This window comes from Subtercola boreus (assembly GCF_003399635.1).
Lineage (GTDB): Bacteria > Actinomycetota > Actinomycetes > Actinomycetales > Microbacteriaceae > Subtercola > Subtercola boreus_B.
In genome coordinates this window covers 1-15,912 of record NZ_NBXB01000027.1, presented here as the reverse complement: position 1 = coordinate 15,912, position 15,912 = coordinate 1, and the positions used below count along the sequence as shown (strand labels likewise).

General features: G+C 67.1%; 13 protein-coding genes. 9 read left to right on the top strand and 4 right to left on the bottom strand.

The features are described 5' to 3' along the window. Positions 1–109 precede the first annotated feature (109 nt). Both B7R22_RS07930 and rfbA read left to right on the top strand, forming a co-directional pair. Positions 110–580: an adenylyltransferase/cytidyltransferase family protein gene (locus B7R22_RS07930; RefSeq protein WP_116411240.1), complete on the top strand. Its 471-nt coding sequence runs from the start codon at positions 110–112 to the stop codon at positions 578–580. After that, complete coding sequence (gene rfbA / locus B7R22_RS07925; RefSeq protein ID WP_116411239.1) at positions 577–1,560, top strand: glucose-1-phosphate thymidylyltransferase RfbA; 984 nt, start codon at positions 577–579, stop codon at positions 1,558–1,560. The genes B7R22_RS07930 and rfbA overlap by 4 nt, the downstream gene beginning before the upstream one ends. On the opposite strand, the gene aspS is transcribed toward rfbA, so the two are convergent. Next, complete coding sequence (gene aspS / locus B7R22_RS07920; protein WP_116411238.1) at positions 1,499–3,280, bottom strand: aspartate--tRNA ligase; 1,782 nt, start codon at positions 3,278–3,280, stop codon at positions 1,499–1,501. The two genes, rfbA and aspS, sit on opposite strands and share 62 nt — an antisense overlap. A gap of 282 nt (positions 3,281–3,562) precedes the next feature. On the opposite strand from aspS, the gene B7R22_RS07915 reads away from it, so the two are divergent. Beyond that, positions 3,563–3,952: a DUF6855 family protein gene (locus tag B7R22_RS07915; RefSeq protein WP_116411237.1), complete on the top strand. Its 390-nt coding sequence runs from the start codon at positions 3,563–3,565 to the stop codon at positions 3,950–3,952. A 20-nt stretch (positions 3,953–3,972) separates the two neighbouring features. Here B7R22_RS07915 and B7R22_RS07910 read toward each other — a convergent pair whose 3' ends face one another. Then, positions 3,973–5,589 (bottom strand): hypothetical protein, encoded by a 1,617-nt coding sequence (locus B7R22_RS07910; protein ID WP_116411236.1) that lies wholly within the window; start codon positions 5,587–5,589, stop codon positions 3,973–3,975. Between the two features lie 88 nt (positions 5,590–5,677). Between B7R22_RS07910 and B7R22_RS20220 the strand changes: the two genes are divergently transcribed. Genes B7R22_RS20220 through B7R22_RS07890 form a run of 3 tightly spaced genes read left to right on the top strand, consistent with a single transcriptional unit; the run spans position 5,678 to position 10,261 of the window. Then, entirely contained in the window at positions 5,678–6,586 is a 909-nt protein-coding gene (locus B7R22_RS20220; RefSeq protein ID WP_172582267.1) for an AAA family ATPase, read from the top strand. 28 nt (positions 6,587–6,614) lie between these two features. Next, complete coding sequence (locus tag B7R22_RS07895; protein ID WP_216363426.1) at positions 6,615–9,410, top strand: alpha/beta fold hydrolase; 2,796 nt, start codon at positions 6,615–6,617, stop codon at positions 9,408–9,410. Then, positions 9,407–10,261, top strand: coding sequence for an ABC transporter permease subunit (locus tag B7R22_RS07890; RefSeq protein ID WP_116411234.1), 855 nt, complete (start codon positions 9,407–9,409; stop codon positions 10,259–10,261). Before B7R22_RS07895 ends, B7R22_RS07890 begins: the two co-directional genes overlap by 4 nt. Positions 10,262–10,538: 277 nt before the next feature. Here the strand turns inward: B7R22_RS07890 and B7R22_RS07885 are convergent, their stop codons facing one another. Further along, entirely contained in the window at positions 10,539–10,724 is a 186-nt protein-coding gene (locus B7R22_RS07885) for a hypothetical protein (RefSeq protein ID WP_116411233.1), read from the bottom strand. A gap of 51 nt (positions 10,725–10,775) precedes the next feature. Then, positions 10,776–12,251 carry an MFS transporter gene (locus tag B7R22_RS07880; RefSeq protein WP_116411232.1) on the bottom strand — a complete coding sequence of 492 codons (1,476 nt, stop codon included), beginning with the start codon at positions 12,249–12,251 and terminating at the stop codon, positions 10,776–10,778. Positions 12,252–12,668: 417 nt separating this feature from the next. Here B7R22_RS07880 and B7R22_RS07875 point away from each other — a divergent pair, with 417 nt between their 5' ends. The 3 genes from B7R22_RS07875 (at position 12,669) to B7R22_RS07865 (ending at position 15,680) form a co-directional block, all read left to right on the top strand. Further along, entirely contained in the window at positions 12,669–13,802 is a 1,134-nt protein-coding gene (locus B7R22_RS07875) for a tyrosine-type recombinase/integrase (protein WP_116411231.1), read from the top strand. Next, positions 13,799–14,137: a helix-turn-helix domain-containing protein gene (locus B7R22_RS07870; RefSeq protein WP_116411230.1), complete on the top strand. Its 339-nt coding sequence runs from the start codon at positions 13,799–13,801 to the stop codon at positions 14,135–14,137. The genes B7R22_RS07875 and B7R22_RS07870 overlap by 4 nt, the downstream gene beginning before the upstream one ends. A 172-nt stretch (positions 14,138–14,309) precedes the next feature. Continuing rightward, a complete protein-coding gene (locus tag B7R22_RS07865; RefSeq protein ID WP_116411229.1) occupies positions 14,310–15,680 on the top strand; it encodes a hypothetical protein in 1,371 nt (456 codons plus the stop codon). Positions 15,681–15,912: the final 232 nt, after the last annotated feature.

The window sequence follows — 15,912 nt, the reverse complement described above, 5'->3', positions numbered from 1 at the left end:
GGCTCGAGAGGATCAGTTGCGGTGTGTAGCTTTCCTAGGGCGACACGCCGGAATCGCCTCGAGCTTCGCCCTCTGCGCGCGTTGTCGACTAACCCGAAGTAGTCACTCAATGACCCGACGAATCGGCTATGCAGCCGGCGCCTACGACCTCTTCCACGTGGGCCACCTGAACCTCCTCAAGCACGCCAAGGACCGTTGCGACTACCTGATCGCCGGCGTCGTCTCCGACGAGATGCTCGAGCTCAACAAGGGCATCAGGCCGGTTGTTCCGCTGGCGGAGCGCCTCGAGATCGTGAACCACATCGACTACGTCGACGAGGCGCGTGCCGAAGTGCGGAGCGACAAGCTCGACACCTGGCGGGATGTCGGGTTCGACATCTTCTTCAAGGGGGACGACTGGCGCGGCACCGAGAAGGGCAGGCGTCTCGAAAGGGAATTCGCCTTGGTCGGAGTCGAAGTCGTGTACTTCCCCTACACGATGCACACCTCGAGCACGCGGCTCCGCCAGGCACTCGACGTGCTCTCCGGGCTGCCCGAGGCCTGGCCCGTGCCCGATATCAAGGCGGCGGAGCAGCAGTGAGAGGCATCATCCTGGCGGGCGGATCCGGTACCCGGCTCTGGCCCATCACCCGCGGCATCAGCAAGCAGCTCATGCCGATCTACGACAAACCGATGATCTACTACCCCCTGTCGACACTGATGCTCGCCGGCATCCGGGAGATCCTGATCATCACGACGCCGGAGTACTCCGACCAGTTCCGGTCGCTGCTCGGCGACGGCTCCGAACTCGGAATCCGCCTCGAATACGCGGTGCAGGAATCCCCCGACGGCCTCGCGCAGGCATTCCTCATAGGCGAGGAGTTCATCGGCGATGAATGCGTGGCACTCGTGCTCGGCGACAATATCTTCCACGGCGTCGGGCTCGGCCAGGCCCTCCGCGAGCACCAGAACGTCGACGGCGCCCTCATCTTCGCCTATCCGGTGTCGAACCCGCGAGCGTACGGTGTCGTCGAGTTCGACGAGAACGGCGTCGCGGTGTCGATCGAGGAGAAGCCCGAGCATCCGAAGTCCGCCTTCGCCGTGCCGGGCCTGTACTTCTACGACAATTCGGTCGTCGAGGTAGCCCGCACAATCGCTCCGAGTGCCCGCGGCGAGCTCGAGATCACCGCCGTGAACGACCGGTACCTCGCGGCAGGCGGATTGCGGGTGCAGACGCTCGACCGGGGAACGGCCTGGCTCGACACGGGCACGTTCGATTCGATGATCCAGGCCACCGAGTTCGTGCGGGTCATCGAGGCGCGCCAGGGCCAGAAGATCGGCTGCATCGAAGAGGTGGCCTGGCGTTCAGGCTGGATCGACGACCGGCAGCTGCTCACCCTTGCCGCCCCGCTGATGAAGAGCGGCTACGGGCGCTACCTGCAGCAGCTGCTCGAGGTGCCGCGCTCCGCCGCCGACGGCGAGCGGGCTCCGGAACCCGAACGCCGCGGCGGCCCGTCGATCACACCGCGGCTGCCGAAGCAGGTGAATCCACCCCAGCCTCACGGCGCTGCTGCAGCGTGATCGGAGCGGGCGCCTCAGTCAGTGGATCGACGCCACCACCCGACTTCGGGAACGCGATCACCTCACGGATCGACGACGCGCCCGACAGCAGGGCGCAGATGCGGTCCCAGCCGAACGCCATTCCTCCGTGCGGCGGTGCCCCGAACTCGAACGCGTCGAGCAGGAAGCCGAACTTCGCCTCCGCGTCCTCTTCGCTCAGGCCCATCACCGCGAAGACTCGCTCCTGGATGTCGCGGCGGTGGATGCGGATCGAGCCGCCGCCGATCTCGTTGCCGTTGCAGACCAGGTCGTAGGCGTAGGCGAGCGCCTCGCCCGGATCGGTGTCGAAGGTGTCGATCGACTCCGGCTTCGGTGACGTGAAAGCGTGGTGCACGGCAGTCCACGCGCCAGCACCGACCGCGACGTCTCCCGCCGCGACGGCGTCACCCGCGGGCTCGAAGAGCGGAGCATCCACCACCCAGAGAAACGACCAGGCCGACTCGTCGATGAGCCCGGCGCGGTGGCCGACCTCGAGTCGGGTCGCGCCGAGCAGGCTCTGGCCGGCCTTCCGCGTGCCGGCGGCGAAGAAGATGCAGTCGCCGGGCTGTGCGCCGACCGTGGCCGCCAGGCCCGAACGCTCTGCCTCCGACAGGTTCTTGACGACCGGGCCGCCGAGCTCGCCGTCTTCGCCGACCAGCACATAGGCGAGTCCCTTGTGGCCCCGCTGCTTGGCGAATTCCTGCCAGTCGTCGAGCGTGCGGCGCGACTGGGCGGCACCACCCGGCATGACGACGGCGCCCACGTAGGGTGCCTGGAACACGCGGAACGCCGTGCCTTCGAAATAGTCGGTGAGCTCGGTGAGCGGCGTGTCGAAGCGCAGGTCGGGCTTGTCGGATCCGTAGCGGTCCATCGCCTCGCGGTAGGTGATGCGAAGGAAGGGTCCGGATGTCTCGTGGCCGACGAGGGCCCAGACGCGGTGTGCGAGCTCCTCGGCCAGTTCGATCACGTCGTCCTGGTCGACGAAGCTCATCTCGAGGTCGAGCTGGGTGAACTCCGGCTGCCGGTCGGCCCGGAAGTCCTCGTCGCGGTAGCAGCGCGCGATCTGGAAGTACTTCTCCATACCGGCCACCATCAGCAGCTGTTTGAACAGCTGGGGGCTCTGCGGCAGGGCGTACCAGCTACCCGGCCGAAGCCTGGCTGGCACCAGGAAGTCACGGGCGCCCTCCGGAGTCGAGCGGGTGAGCGTCGGCGTCTCGATCTCGACGAAGCCGCGGTCGCCGAGCACCGTGCGGGCAACGCGGTTGACGTCGGAACGGAGGCGCAGTGCCGCCGCCGGCGCGGGGCGGCGGAGGTCGAGGTACCGGTACTTGAGACGGGTCTCCTCACCGACGCTCACACGGTCGTCGATCGGAAAGGGCAGCGGCGCCGAGGTGTTGAGGATCTCGATGCCGGCCACGGAGACTTCGACCTCACCCGTCGGCAGCTCCGGGTTCGTGTTGCCCGCGGGGCGGACCTGCACCTCGCCGTCGATACGGATGCAGTACTCGTCGCGGAGGTCGTGCGCGCCCGATGCCTCCAACACCTCGTCGCGCACGACGACCTGCACGATGCCCGACGCGTCACGCAGGTCGAGGAAGGCGACGCCGCCGTGATCCCGGCGCCTGGCCACCCAGCCGGCGAGGGCTACAGTCTGGCCGGCGTGTTCGGCGCGCAGAGTACCGGCTTCGTGGGTGCGGATCACAGGGAACGTCCTTTGGGTCAAGAGAATCTGGGGCCCTCCCATCGTAGAGCCGGGCGCCGACCGCCGGTTCTGGCTGCGTCGCCCGGCCGCCTTTTCGCCAGGAAAGCGCGCCGCCTCCGTGCACAATTCAGGAGATGAGCGGGGCCGAGCCCGGATGGTCGATGGCCCCGCTCATATCCTGAATTGTGCACGGGGCAGGGGCGGATGGGGAATGGTGCCGGGGGACGACGGCGGCACGCGTGCCGGGGGTGTGACTAGAGTCAGCAGGGGAAGGGTTCAACGATGACCGAAGGCACATCCGGCGAACCGTGGCAGCTGACGACGGCGCCCGGCTCCTCCACCTACACGATGCACATCGAGGGCGATGAGCTCATCTGCCAGGTCGGCTCCACCCAGCTGAAGTACCGCGCGCGGGCCATCACGGACCTTCACGCGTGGCTGTTGGAGCAGGGCGACTGGGTGCCGCTCGGCGCGGCCGACGAATCGAAGGACGCCGCCGAGGGCAGCATCGAGGCGTGGGGTCGGTCGGACAGCAACCCGGTGAGCGGCTGGTACGGCCTCCGCAAGGGCTACCGGGGGCGGTTCGGGATGTACCTGCCGCCGCTGCTCGAGAAGCTGGGACTCATCGAGCTGACTCACACGCCGAGGAACAACACCGCTCGCGCCCTCTGACCCTTCAGCGCCACGAGCCGTCAGGCAGGCGGCCGGAAGGCCGACTTCGGAGCGGCCGGCCCCAGCCCCTGCGTCTCGAACTCGTCGAGCACGGCGCCCGCCGTGTCGAAGTGCCAGCCGAGCACCCGCCAGCCCTGGACGCTGCCGGTGATCTCGATGCCCTCCACTCGGGCGCTGCTCGGAACGTCGAGCGGGCCCTCGAAGAACCAGTACTCGGCCGCGGCGAGTTCTTCAGGCGTCTCGATGATGTGGCGATCCGTCGTGGTGTAGACGAAGGAGTCTGCGGGATGGTCGTCGAAGACGGCGAGCTTGCCGCCGGCGAGGAGCGCCCGGAAGGGGGCGAGCCCGTCGGCCTCCGCCTCCGCGGACGACGTGATGCGCGCCTCGGCCGCGGGGAAGAGGGCGGCGACACGCGCACGGAGGTCGCCCAGCCCGATCGCTTCACCGGCCAGCAGCACCTGGTGCGAATCGTCGACCCCGGAGACCGCCGCCGCCAGCTCGTCATAGCCTGCCCGCTCGCGCCCGACCGCCTCGGCCGCGAGCATCTGGCCGAAGTCGTAGGGCGGGGGAGCGGCGAGCTCCGACTCCCAGGTCTGCAGCAGTCGGTCGGCACGGTCGACGTAGGCCCCGAGCAGCGCCTCCGTCTCGTCGTCCAGCACAATCGCGCCCCGCGCACTGGCACCCTGCGTGGCTCCGGCTCCGGCTCCTGCAGCACAGCGCTCCGGCTCGAGACGGCACGCATAGGCGTCGTCGATGCTTGCTGAGGCAGCGGCGGTCTGGGCGTCGCCGTAACAGTCACCACCCCCCTCTCCGACGACGATCGCCACGCCGAATCCGACGTCGGGTTCCACCTGGCCCGGGGCGACGATCCGGCATTTCGTCACATCGAAGCCGATCTCGCCGGCCACGGCGGAGCCCGACACGAGCTTCACCTGGTACCGGCCGTCGTGCTGGTCGAGCAGGTACCAGTCGCCGCCCCAGCCTGACGCCGCGAGGTTGTTCCAGCCCCGGATGCCGTCGAAGGTGATCGCGATCGTCTGGCCCACGGTCTGGCCATCGTTCGCCGTGACGGTGTCGGCCGTCTCGACCGATCCTGTGGCCAGGCGCACCCCGTCGAGCACGCAGTGCGCCTCGAGCCGCCACACGTCGACGTCGCCGGTCACGAACATCCGTACACCGAGCCGTGGCGCGTCGGGTTCGTCAGCCGTGTCGAGGGCGACGAGCCCGTGACCCGGCTCCCGAGCGTTGTCGACCGCATAGCGGTGCTCCCCGGGCAGCTGCAGCACGGTCATCCGCCCGTCGTGCAGCAGCTCGTCGTGCATCAGTTCGCCCGCTCCGTCGAGCACCGAGACGAGCCGCAGTGTGAACTCCACCGTGCCCGCTTCATCGAGGTCGCCGCCCTCCTGCCAGCGCTCCAGGTCGACGGCGACGTGCTCGCGATCATCCAGGACCGGAGCGGGCATGCGGTGCTCGAACCAGGGCGAACCGTCTGGCCGGGCGACGGTCCACACGAGTTCGGAGCCGGGGGAGGCCGGCCCGAGCAGGGTGAGGCTCAGCTTCGGGTGCCACCCGGCCGGGTGGTAACTCCCGAAGGCACCGGCCGTGGCGCGGAGCGAGTGTTTGATCACGGAGGTCATTGAGAAATCATCACCTATCGGCTCTTCGGCCGCAACGGTGAACCTCAGGCTGAACGTCACCACCGCACACCCGCATGAGAGTTGCCAGGTGAGAATCGCGCTGCTGGGTGGCCTGCGGGTCGACCACGAGGGTCGGGCCGTCACCGTGTCCGGAACCAAGCAACTCGCGGTGCTCTTCCGGCTGGCCGTGGATGCCGGGGTGCCTGTCAGCTACCGGGCGATTGCCGAAGACGTGTGGGGGCTCGACGCTCCCGAGAACTCGAAGGCGGCCCTGCAGTGGCCGTCGAGCTCGTGGAACCCGGCGGAGCGCCGACGCGCACAACCCGGAGCGCCGGGACACCGCTCTGCCCGCCCAACTCACGAGCCTCGTCGGGCGCGAGCGCGAACGTGCCATGATCGCCGAACAGCTGCAGGCAATCGCCTGGTGACCATCATCGGCACCGGAGGCGCCGGCAAGACCCGACTCGCTCTCGAGACCGCCTTCCACCGCGAGAACGCCCTGCTCGTCGAACTCGCCCCGGTCGGCCCGAGCGAGGTGACCGCTGCCGTTCTGACGGCCACCGGCAGGGAGCTCCGCACGGCCGAGACCACTGGCGAATCGAGCCGCACGCGCATCCTGGAGTCCCTGGCCGGGCGGGACGTGCTGCTGGTGCTCGACAACTGCGAGCACGTCATCGACACGGCGGCGGCGCTGTCGCAGGATCTCCTGTCGGCCCTCCCGCGGCTCCTCATCCTCGGCCGATCTTCCGTCGCACGGCGGTGGCCTGGTGCACGACGTCGAGGCCGGAGACGGTGGCGGTGCCGCCGTCCGGCTTCAGCAGCGTCGCCAGGATGCGCACCGCCGTCGTCTTGCCGGCCGTTCGGGCGAGCACTCCGAGAACCCGGCCCTCCTCGACGGTCAGGTCGATCGTCGTGCGCGTCTGGAACGAGTGTGCGGCCCGGCCTTTGCCGCGCGGCTGTCAGCTGCTGTCAGCCTCCGTCAGACGCACAGAGTTAGCATGAGAGCAGGACGGATGAGGTCACGGATGATGCGTAGGGATCGGCTGCCGGATGCTCACGCGGGTCGCCGCCTGGCGCACTCGGCCCTCGTGGTCGTCGCCGCGCTAGTTCTGGCCCCCCTGCTGTCGGGTGCCGTCTCTGCCACCACCGCGGCCGCAGCCGCATCAACAGCCGCTGCCGCATCAACAGCCACCACCACCGCTGCCACCACCGCGGCCAGCCCGTCGGTGCACTCGTTCCTCGTGCCCGTGCACGACGCGCCGGGCAGCAGCACGATCATCCAGATCGACGCCGACCTGTACACGCCCGCCGTGACACCCGCACCGGCGGTGCTGCTCGCGCACGGATTCGGGCAGACCAAGACCGACCTCGCGCCCGAGGCGAAGCAACTGCAGGACGCGGGCTTTGTCGTTCTCGCCTACACCGCCCGCGGTTTCGGCCAGTCGGGCGGGTCGATCGGGCTGGACTCGCTCGACGGTGAGGTCCCGGATGCCCGCGCCCTCGTCGACGTGCTGGCCGGTGAACCGGCGGTCGAGAAGGTGGGCGACGATCCTGTGGTCGGAGCCGTCGGCGGCTCCTACGGGGGAGCGCTGGCGCTCATGCTCGGGGCGACTGACCCGCGGATCGACACCGTCGTCGCCGCCATCACCTGGAACGACCTCGCCGAAGCACTCGTTCCGCTGTCGGCGGGACGAGGCGACGGATCCGCTCTCCGGGTCTTCAAATCGGGCTGGGCCTCGCGGCTCTTCGGGGCGGGCATCACGCCCACCGACCCGTGCGGGCGGTTCACACCCGCGTTCTGCACGCTGTACCAGAACCTCGTCACCGGCGGGCAGCCGAGTGCCGCCGAGCTGGCGTTGCTGGAGCGGTCCTCGCCGGCGACAGTGCTGTCGGGGATGCACGCGCCGACGCTCCTGCTGCAGGGCCTCGAGGACAACCTCTTCGGGCTCGACCAGTCCGATGCGAACGCCCGACAGCTGGCGGCGGCCGGCGCGCCGGCCCAGGTGCAGTGGTTCAACGGTGGCCACGACGGCGGTGGCATCGGCGGCACCGACACGGTCATCCAGTCGTGGCTCACCGACCATCTGAAAACCGCTGAGCCCGTCGCCCCGACGTTCAGCTACGCCGTTCCGCCGAATGCGACCGTGTTCGGCACCACCGTCACCGCGTCTGCCTACCCCGGGCTGGACGGATCGGGTGAAGCGCAGCAGGTTGCCCTGGATGGCGCGCAGAAGACCATCGTGAACCCGCCGGGGGGCCAGCCGGCCTCCGTGACAGGACTCCCTGGTCTTGACACCAGCAGCGTGGCGGGCCGCACGGCCATCGGCCTGCTCGGCGCCGCCAACTCCCTGGCGGAGCAGGCGCAGTTCGTCTCCGCGCCGCTCCCCGACCCGTTGGTGCTGGCCGGGGCCGCCAGCGTGCGGGTGCGCGTCGCGTCGGCACCTGGCGCGCCCTCGACGGGCGAGACGGTGTCGGGCTCCGGCGAGGCACTGCTGTTCGCCCAGCTCTCCGTGGGCACCGGGGACGCGGTGCGCGTGCTCCCCGGTGGTGTTGCGCCGATCCGGGTGGCGCTCCCGGAGGGCGGTGCCGACGTGACGGTGACCCTGCCGGCCACCACGTGGAGCTTCACGCCGGGCGACCAGCTCACGCTCACCCTCCGCAGCACCGACTCGCAGTTCCAGGGCCAGGCGAGCCCGGCCGCCTACGTGGTGTCGCTCGACGGGCCGATCAGCCTACCGACCGTCACGGCAGCAGCCGTCGACCAGAGCGAGGGCCAGCCCACGACCGGCGTGCTGGTTGGGATCGCCGCGACCCTCCTGGTGGCACTCGCGCTGGTCATCGGGGCACTCGTTCGGAGCCGCAGAGGCGCGGGTGCCAGGTTGCCCGCAGCAGAGTCGGGCCCCGTCGAGCGGCCTCCGCTCAGCATCCACGGCCTGACCAAGCGTTTCCGTTCCGGCTTCCTCGCCGTCGACGACGTGTCGTTCACCGTCGAGCGCGGCCAGGTGCTCGGACTCCTCGGCGAGAACGGCGCCGGCAAGACGACGACCCTCCGCATGGTCGCCGGCCTCATCCGCCCCGATGCCGGCACCGCCACGTCGTTCGGGGCGGAGATCGGCCCCGGTTCCCCCGTACTCGCGCGAGTCGGCTGTTTCATCGAGGGCCCCGGATTCCTGCCTCACCTGTCGGGTCGCCGCAACCTCGAACTGTACTGGGCCGCAACCGGCAGGCCACGGGCCGAGGCACAGTTCGACGAAGCCCTCGCGGTAGCCGACCTCGGGGGAGCACTCGCCAAGCCGGTGCGCGGCTACAGCCAGGGCATGCGCCAGCGCCTCGCGATCGCGCAGGCCATGCTCGGGATGCCCGACCTCCTCATTCTCGACGAGCCGACCAATGGGCTGGATCCGCCGCAGATCACCGCCCTCCGCGGAGTTCTGCGGCGCTACGCGGAAGGCGGCCGAACGGTGATCGTGTCCTCGCACCTGCTCGGTGAGGTCGAACTCACCTGCTCCCACGTGGTCGTGATGTCGCACGGGCAGGTCGTCGCGACCGGGCCCGTGGGCGACATCGCCGGCGACGCGAGCGAGCTCGTCATCGGCGTCACCGCTGTGGATGCCGCCCTCGCCGCACTGCGTACTCTCGGCGTGGATCGTGCGGAGATCCATCCGCCAGCCGCCATCCGCGTCGTGCCCGGCCCGCACCCCGTCGAGGAAGTCGTCGCCGCGCTCGTCGGCGCCGGTGTCGGCGTCACCGACCTGCAGCGCGGTCGTCACCTCGAAGAGGCGTTCCTCTCGCTCATCGGTGCGACGGAGCCGTCGGCATGAGCGCAGCCCAGCTGCCCGGCCGCCCGGGCACCATGCCGTTCCGGGTCGAGCTTGCCCGCCAGCTCAGCCAGTGGCGGGTGCGCATCGTGCTGCTCATCCTCGTGCTGATACCGGTGATCGTGAGACTCGCGTTGCTCATCGGGGGAGCGCCGACATCCACCAGCGGCAGCAGCTCTTCGGCCACCACCCTCGTCGCGCTCGCCCAGGCGAGCGGCGGCACCTTCACGGCCTTCGTGCTGCAGTTGACCCAGGGTTTTCTCATCACCCTGATCGCTGCCCTGCTCTACGGCGACATGATCGCGGGGGAGGCCTCCCGTTCGACCCTGAAATACCTGCTCACCATCCCGGTTCCGCGGCTGCGGCTGCTCGCCGTGAAGGTGGGGGTTGCGTCGGCGCTCCTCCTCGCGGGTCTCATCGCGCTGACCGTGGTCGCGCTTGTCGTCGGCCTCGTCTCGTACGGGCCGGGCGGCATCCAGGTGCCGGGCGGTCCCCGACTCGCGCTCGGCGACTCGATCGGGCGCCTCGGTCTCGCCACCGCGACGGGCGCCGCCGGACTGCTCTGGGCTGCGGGCCTCGGCACCCTCCTCACGGTGGTGTCGAACAGCCCGCTGGCCGCTGCCGGGGGAGTCGTGCTGGTGTCGATCCTGTCGAGGCTGCTCGACTCCATTCCGACGCTCGGGGATCTGCGGATCATCCTGCCGACGCACTATTCGACCGCGTTCAGCCAGTTCCTGACGGCGCCCACAGATCTCGCCCCCGTAGCCGACTCGGTGCTCTCGGGCCTGGTGTGGGCGGTGGTGCTCGGCACCTGGGCGGCCTGGTGGTTCAGCCGCAAGGATGTCTCGGGCTGACCTGCCCTGGACCCCGAGTCGCAGAGGGGGCCGCCGGCGTCCACCGCTGCTTGGCTGTTCTAACTTCCGTCGCACGCCCTGATGGGGCTCACCATCGAACGGTGCGCGGTGATTCCGGTCGCCGAGCGACCAGAGGCCGGGAGGCGGCGGGGCGGCAGAACGTCCCGACGGGGGAAGGGGGAGACATGCCAGGGCCCGGGCCAGCAGCACTCACACCCGACCAACTCGCCGCCACCGCGTCGTGCAACACGGTCGGGCCGGTCATCTCGAGCCTCGATCAGAGCGGGTTCGAAACGGTGCTGAACCAGATCCAGTTCGCTCTCGTGCAACTGGCGGATTCCTGCGCCACCATCGTCGACGACGGCACCGCGCGACCCGGTCTGAACCAGGCGACGAACCCGGCAGTCGTCGCCGCGGCGAAAGCCGCCGACGCCGACCTCCGGAACGCGGTGACGAAACTCAAGGCCTACACGAGTGACCCGAGCGCCGGCAACCAGGTCGTCGTCGAACACGCTCACAGCCTGTTGCGGTTCGAACGGCTCCGAGCGATACCGAACCACACCAGTGCGGCTGCCATGGCGGTGAGCGCGAGGCCGGCGATGGTGACTCCGTTCTGGAACGCATCCGCTTGTTGTGCGGTCCAGTGGCCAGACGAGATGCTCCCGGTGAAGAGCGCGGCGAGGATGGTCCCTGTCACGGCGATGCCGATCCCGGTCGCGACTTCGCTGGACGTGTCGACGAGTGCAGCACCGATTGTGGTGCGGTCTTTCGGCAGGCCTGTCATGACGTTGGTGCCGGCGACGACACCGACCACGCGCATCCCTGCGGCAACGAGCACGAGGGCGAGCGCGATCCACCCGTAGCCAAAGCGGCTGCCGGCGGAGAAGACGCCGAGGCCGAGCACGACCGAGGCGGCACTGATCCACGCTGCCCGATCCATACCGACCTTTCGGACGAACGGCCCGACGAGGCTTCCGCTACCGAGCAGCACGACGACCTGGGGGAGCAGTCCGACTGCGGCGAGTGCCGGTGGCCACCCCCAGGCGAACTGCAGCTGGAGGGTCACCATGTAGCCGAGGCCGGCGACCGCCAGACCCGAAGCGGCCTTGTAGGCCAGTCCGCTGGACACGAGCGGTAGAGCGACGAGTTTCAGGTCGAGGAGGGGAGAGGTGGCCGTCCGCTCGCGGACGACGAAGAGGATACCCGAGATCACGGCACCGGACGTTGCCGCCCACGGAGTCCAGGATCCAGTGCCTTCGTCCACGAAGAGAGTGGGAGTCACGAGGGCCAGCACGATCGTAGCGGTGCCGAGGAGTGCTCCGGCGACGTCGAGAGGATCGCGGTGGAGTTCGGCCGGAACATCCTTTCCGACGCCCAGCCTGATCCCGATGAACGCCAGCGCGGCGATCGGCACGTTGGTCAGCAGTAACACCTGCCACGGTGCGACCGCGAGGACGAAGCCGCCGACGGTCGGGCCCACCGCCAGACCCACCAGACCGACGGTGGAGATGAGGGTGAGTGCCCGGATGCGCAGGTTCTCGACGTCGAAGAGTCGGAACGCGAGCGCCATGGAACCGGGGGTGGTCATCGCAGCTGCGATGCCCATGGCAGCCCGCACGGCGATCAGCTGTTCGGGCGTCGTGACGAAGGCTGTACACAGGCTCGCGAGGGCCAGGAGCGCCAGACCCACCAGCATCACGCGGCGGCGGCCGAACCGGTCCGCGATTGCGCTGAACAGAAGCATGAGCCCGCCGAAGACGACCGCATAGGCGCCCGTGACCCACTGCAGCGAAGTGAGTGACGCGTTCAGTTCCCGCCCGATGGTGGGTAACGCGACGTTGAGGATCGAGTTGTCGAGCATCTCGAAGAGGAACACAGCGGAAAGTCCGGCGAGAGCGACAGCGGCAGCTTTCAACGTCTGCGGCCGACGTCGACCTGACGAAACCTCAGGCCCTGTGGTCGTGATCGGTGACTCATTCTGGTTGCTCATGGCGCATTCCTCCACATGGGGAGAAGTGGCGGCTCACTGAGCGGCGTACGAGCGTGGGCGATCGCCCTCGGTTTTACTTCCGGTAGCCCTCAAGCTAGTTGATACGGCCAGGGCACGCAAACAACCGTCTTGCGCCTTGTTTCAGTGCGCTGATAATGTGCATTATGTCAAGTAGTATCGTAGTCATACGCATATCGTGCAGATAGCCGGTAAACCTGTACCCGTTCCTTGAGCCCGTCGATAACCTTGCTGACCTGCACTTTCATTCCTACCACTCGTAGTGGTGTGACGTTAGCGACGCTGCGACGGACGGCTGCGGCGCTGCCTGTGTGATGTTGGTCTGATCAGGACTTCCATATTGCCATCTGCATATAGCGCAGATAGTCTGCAAGAACTGCGGACGGCGTTGGAGGCGGATTGGTCGACAAATTGGGTGGGTTATCGTTCCTGCCGCTGCCTGATCGGGAGCCCGAGAAGGACGCTTTCTTAGGCGAGGTTTTGACGGGCTGGAAGCGTCAGCAGTTCGCGAAGAACTTCGTTGAGAAAACGGTTAGCCGTCGGGTGAACCGGGTTCTCTTGTTCTGTGATTTCACGGGTAAGTTTCCGTGGGAATGGATGCCCTCCGATGCTGACGAGTATTTCTCACACTTAGTGAATGTGAGGGGTCTTGTTCAGGAGAGTATCCGGGCGTACCAAAGCGATGTCTCGTTGTTCTGTGCGTATGCGACGAGTGAGAGTTATCCGTGGAACGAGGCGTGCGGACGGCTGTTCGGTACGTCGATGTCGCAGGTCATCACCGATCTGAACAAGGCTCGTCATACCCAGGAAGCGAGTATGGGGCCCGAGAAGCGGGTCTTCGATTTGGCCGAGCTGCAGCAGTTCTTCGACTTCGCCGATGACGAGGTTCAGCGAATTATCCGGTCGAAGGTGAAGGGCGGGCTTGCCGCTTGGCGAGATGTCACAGCGTTGAAGGTCTGCTACGGCTGGGGGCTCCGTCACGATGAGCTGCGCCGGCTGGACCTGGTCGATTTCTCTGCCAGCGCTAAGGCTCCGTATTTCGGTGATTACGGTCTTTTGCGGGTCCGCAACGGGAAGGCGAACAAGGGCGCTCCGAAGAAGCAGCGCACAGTTCAGACCCTGGTCGACTGGGCCGCGGAGGCTGTCGCCGTTTGGGTAGAAAACGGGCTCCCCCGGTTCGGTGAACCGATCAGACACCTGTTCCCGACATCGACCGGCGGCGTGGTCGCCGAGAACGACCTCGGTTCGCGGTTCAACGGGTTCGTGAGAGCACTGGGTCTTGGCCCGGGCGTCGATATCCACGGGTTGCGCCGGTCCTACGCAACACACATGATCACCGTTTACGGCTACGACGAGAAATTCATCTCCATGCAGCTGGGACACGCGAACACCTCCACCACAACCATCTATACGCTCCCCTCGGCCGATTTCGCCGCGAAAGAGATGGAACGGGTTCTGACGAAAGATCTCCTCACAAGCAAAGGCAGACTCCTGCTCAAACCAGCGAGGAACACAGGAAGGGCACCACGATGAAACATCACATCGAGTACACGTTCCACGTTCGCGAGCTGATGGCTCGCGTTGGAATCCGCACCAGCCGAGACCTTGTCGAGCCCCTCCGAGAGCGTGGCATCACCTTGTCCGAGTCACAGATCAACCGGATCGTGGCCCACGACCCGGACCGCATCGCGTTCCAGGTCCTAGCCGCGTTGTGTGACGTTTTCGGTGTCGAGATGAACGAGCTGGTCACGTACACCAGCACCGAGGTGAAGGCCAAGCGGAGCCGGGTCGCCGGCGATACGAACGTTCCCCTGCTGGCGGCGTATCGCCCCGTTCGGGCCCGGATCCATCGACCAGACGATGACTGAGTTCAAACCGAGAGGCCGGCCCCGAACGACCACGACCGGGTACACCTGCGATCGTTGCGGCCGGGTCACGGGAAAGATTCGGGTCCGCTGGCCAGACGGGAAAATCTGTGGCATCTGCTTCACGAATGCGGTCCACACGTTCGGTACCTGCCCGCTCTGTGACACAAGCCGGATGCTCCCCGGGCGCCTGGAAACCGGCGATGACATCTGTGCTGAATGCGCCGAGATCACGACGAATCTGACCTGCGATCTTTGCGGCCTCGAACGCGAACGGTTCCGAGGCGGCCAGTGCATCGTCTGTGTCCTCGACGGCGAACTCACCGCGCTCCTTAAACCCCACGACCCACCCGATCTTCGCCTGAAACGTTTGATCACAGTCCTGACAACCGTCAAACGGCCCGAGAGTATTTACACCTGGCTGCGTACCAACGGCGGCGCGTCCACCGAGCTGCTGAAACGACTCGGAGACCGTGAGCTCACGCTGTCCCACGAAGCATTCGATGCCCTCCCGCAAACCGCCGCGGTCGAGCACCTCCGATCGATCCTGACCCACAACCACATGCTCCCCGCGCAACACGATCGGCAGATCGCGGTCTTCGAGCAATGGCTCAACGACCGACTCGACGAACTCCGCCCAACCCCCGCCATCCACTCCCCGATCGAGCGCTTCGCCAAATGGCATCACCTCCGTCGGCTCACGACAGAGTCGTCCGAGACGAAGAACATGAACTACGCGACACGGTGCGCGAAACAAGAGATCACCGAAGCGGGCAAGTTTCTCCGCTGGCTCCTCGACGAGCACGGCAAGACCAGCGTGACAATGTCCCAGATCCACATCGATCAGTACCTCACCGAAGGCACCTCGACCAGAAGACACATCCGCAACTTCGTCCGCTACCTCGGCCGAGAGAAAACCCTACCCAGCCTCGACGTGCCCGTCCGCCTCGCCAAGACCACGCCCATGCTCACCCAACAACAACGCCGGGGCCACATCAAAACCCTGCTCGAAGCCGTCAACGTCAGCACCTCGATCCGGCTCGCCGGACTGCTGTTCCTGCTCTATGGCATCCCGATCGGCCGGCTCAGCATGACAACGATCGACCAAGTCGACGTGAAACCAAACATCGGCATCACCATCAAATTTGGCCGCAACCCAGCGCCCGTTCCCGACGAACTGATTCCTCTCTTCCTCGCGCACCTTCAGACACGTGAGCAACAAGGCACCATCAACACCGGCACACACTGGCTCTTCCCCGGCGTGCGAGCAGGTAAACCCCGCTCCCCCAACACCCTCGTCATCCAGCTACGCGACCGTGTCGGGATCAACATCCAAGGAGTGCGCAACACCACCATCCGTGGACTCGTCGAAGAGATCGACCCCTCATCCCTGTCACGAATGCTCGGCTACAGCAAACAAATCATGGCCAAACACGCCACCGCAGCAACCATCCCCTGGTCCAGCTACGTCATCGACAAAAACCCGCACTACGCACACGCACGCCCCGAAGGCCCAGAACCCACACCACCGAAAACGCCGTCATAGCCGACAATCCGATACCTCCACTACCCAGTTGAGGGTGTCATCTTCGCATTGGATGCGAATACGCCGGTCCCCTCGACCTCCGCGGCACGACGCATCTTCAGCTAGGGGACTGTGCTGAATTCGGTGTTTCTGGCCTAACGCGTCGGGCGTGTGCCTGGCGGGGAAGGTGCCGTGATGACGACACTGGATGTTGTGAAGAGAAACAAGCCGGAGCCCTCTGCGGAGGAGCTCG

Bases quoted from the DNA above. Each gene is read 5' to 3' on its own strand.
- B7R22_RS07930 (WP_116411240.1), top strand. From the start codon at position 110: ATGACCCGACGAATCGGCTATGCAGCCGGCGCCTACGACCTCTTCCAC.
- B7R22_RS07915 (WP_116411237.1), top strand. From the start codon at position 3,563: ATGACCGAAGGCACATCCGGCGAACCGTGGCAGCTGACGACGGCGCCC.
- B7R22_RS07910 (WP_116411236.1), bottom strand. From the start codon at position 5,589: ATGACCTCCGTGATCAAACACTCGCTCCGCGCCACGGCCGGTGCCTTC.
- B7R22_RS07895 (WP_216363426.1), top strand. From the start codon at position 6,615: ATGATGCGTAGGGATCGGCTGCCGGATGCTCACGCGGGTCGCCGCCTG.
- B7R22_RS07890 (WP_116411234.1), top strand. From the start codon at position 9,407: ATGAGCGCAGCCCAGCTGCCCGGCCGCCCGGGCACCATGCCGTTCCGG.
- B7R22_RS07880 (WP_116411232.1), bottom strand. From the start codon at position 12,251: ATGAGCAACCAGAATGAGTCACCGATCACGACCACAGGGCCTGAGGTT.
- B7R22_RS07870 (WP_116411230.1), top strand. From the start codon at position 13,799: ATGAAACATCACATCGAGTACACGTTCCACGTTCGCGAGCTGATGGCT.
- B7R22_RS07865 (WP_116411229.1), top strand. From the start codon at position 14,310: ATGCTCCCCGGGCGCCTGGAAACCGGCGATGACATCTGTGCTGAATGC.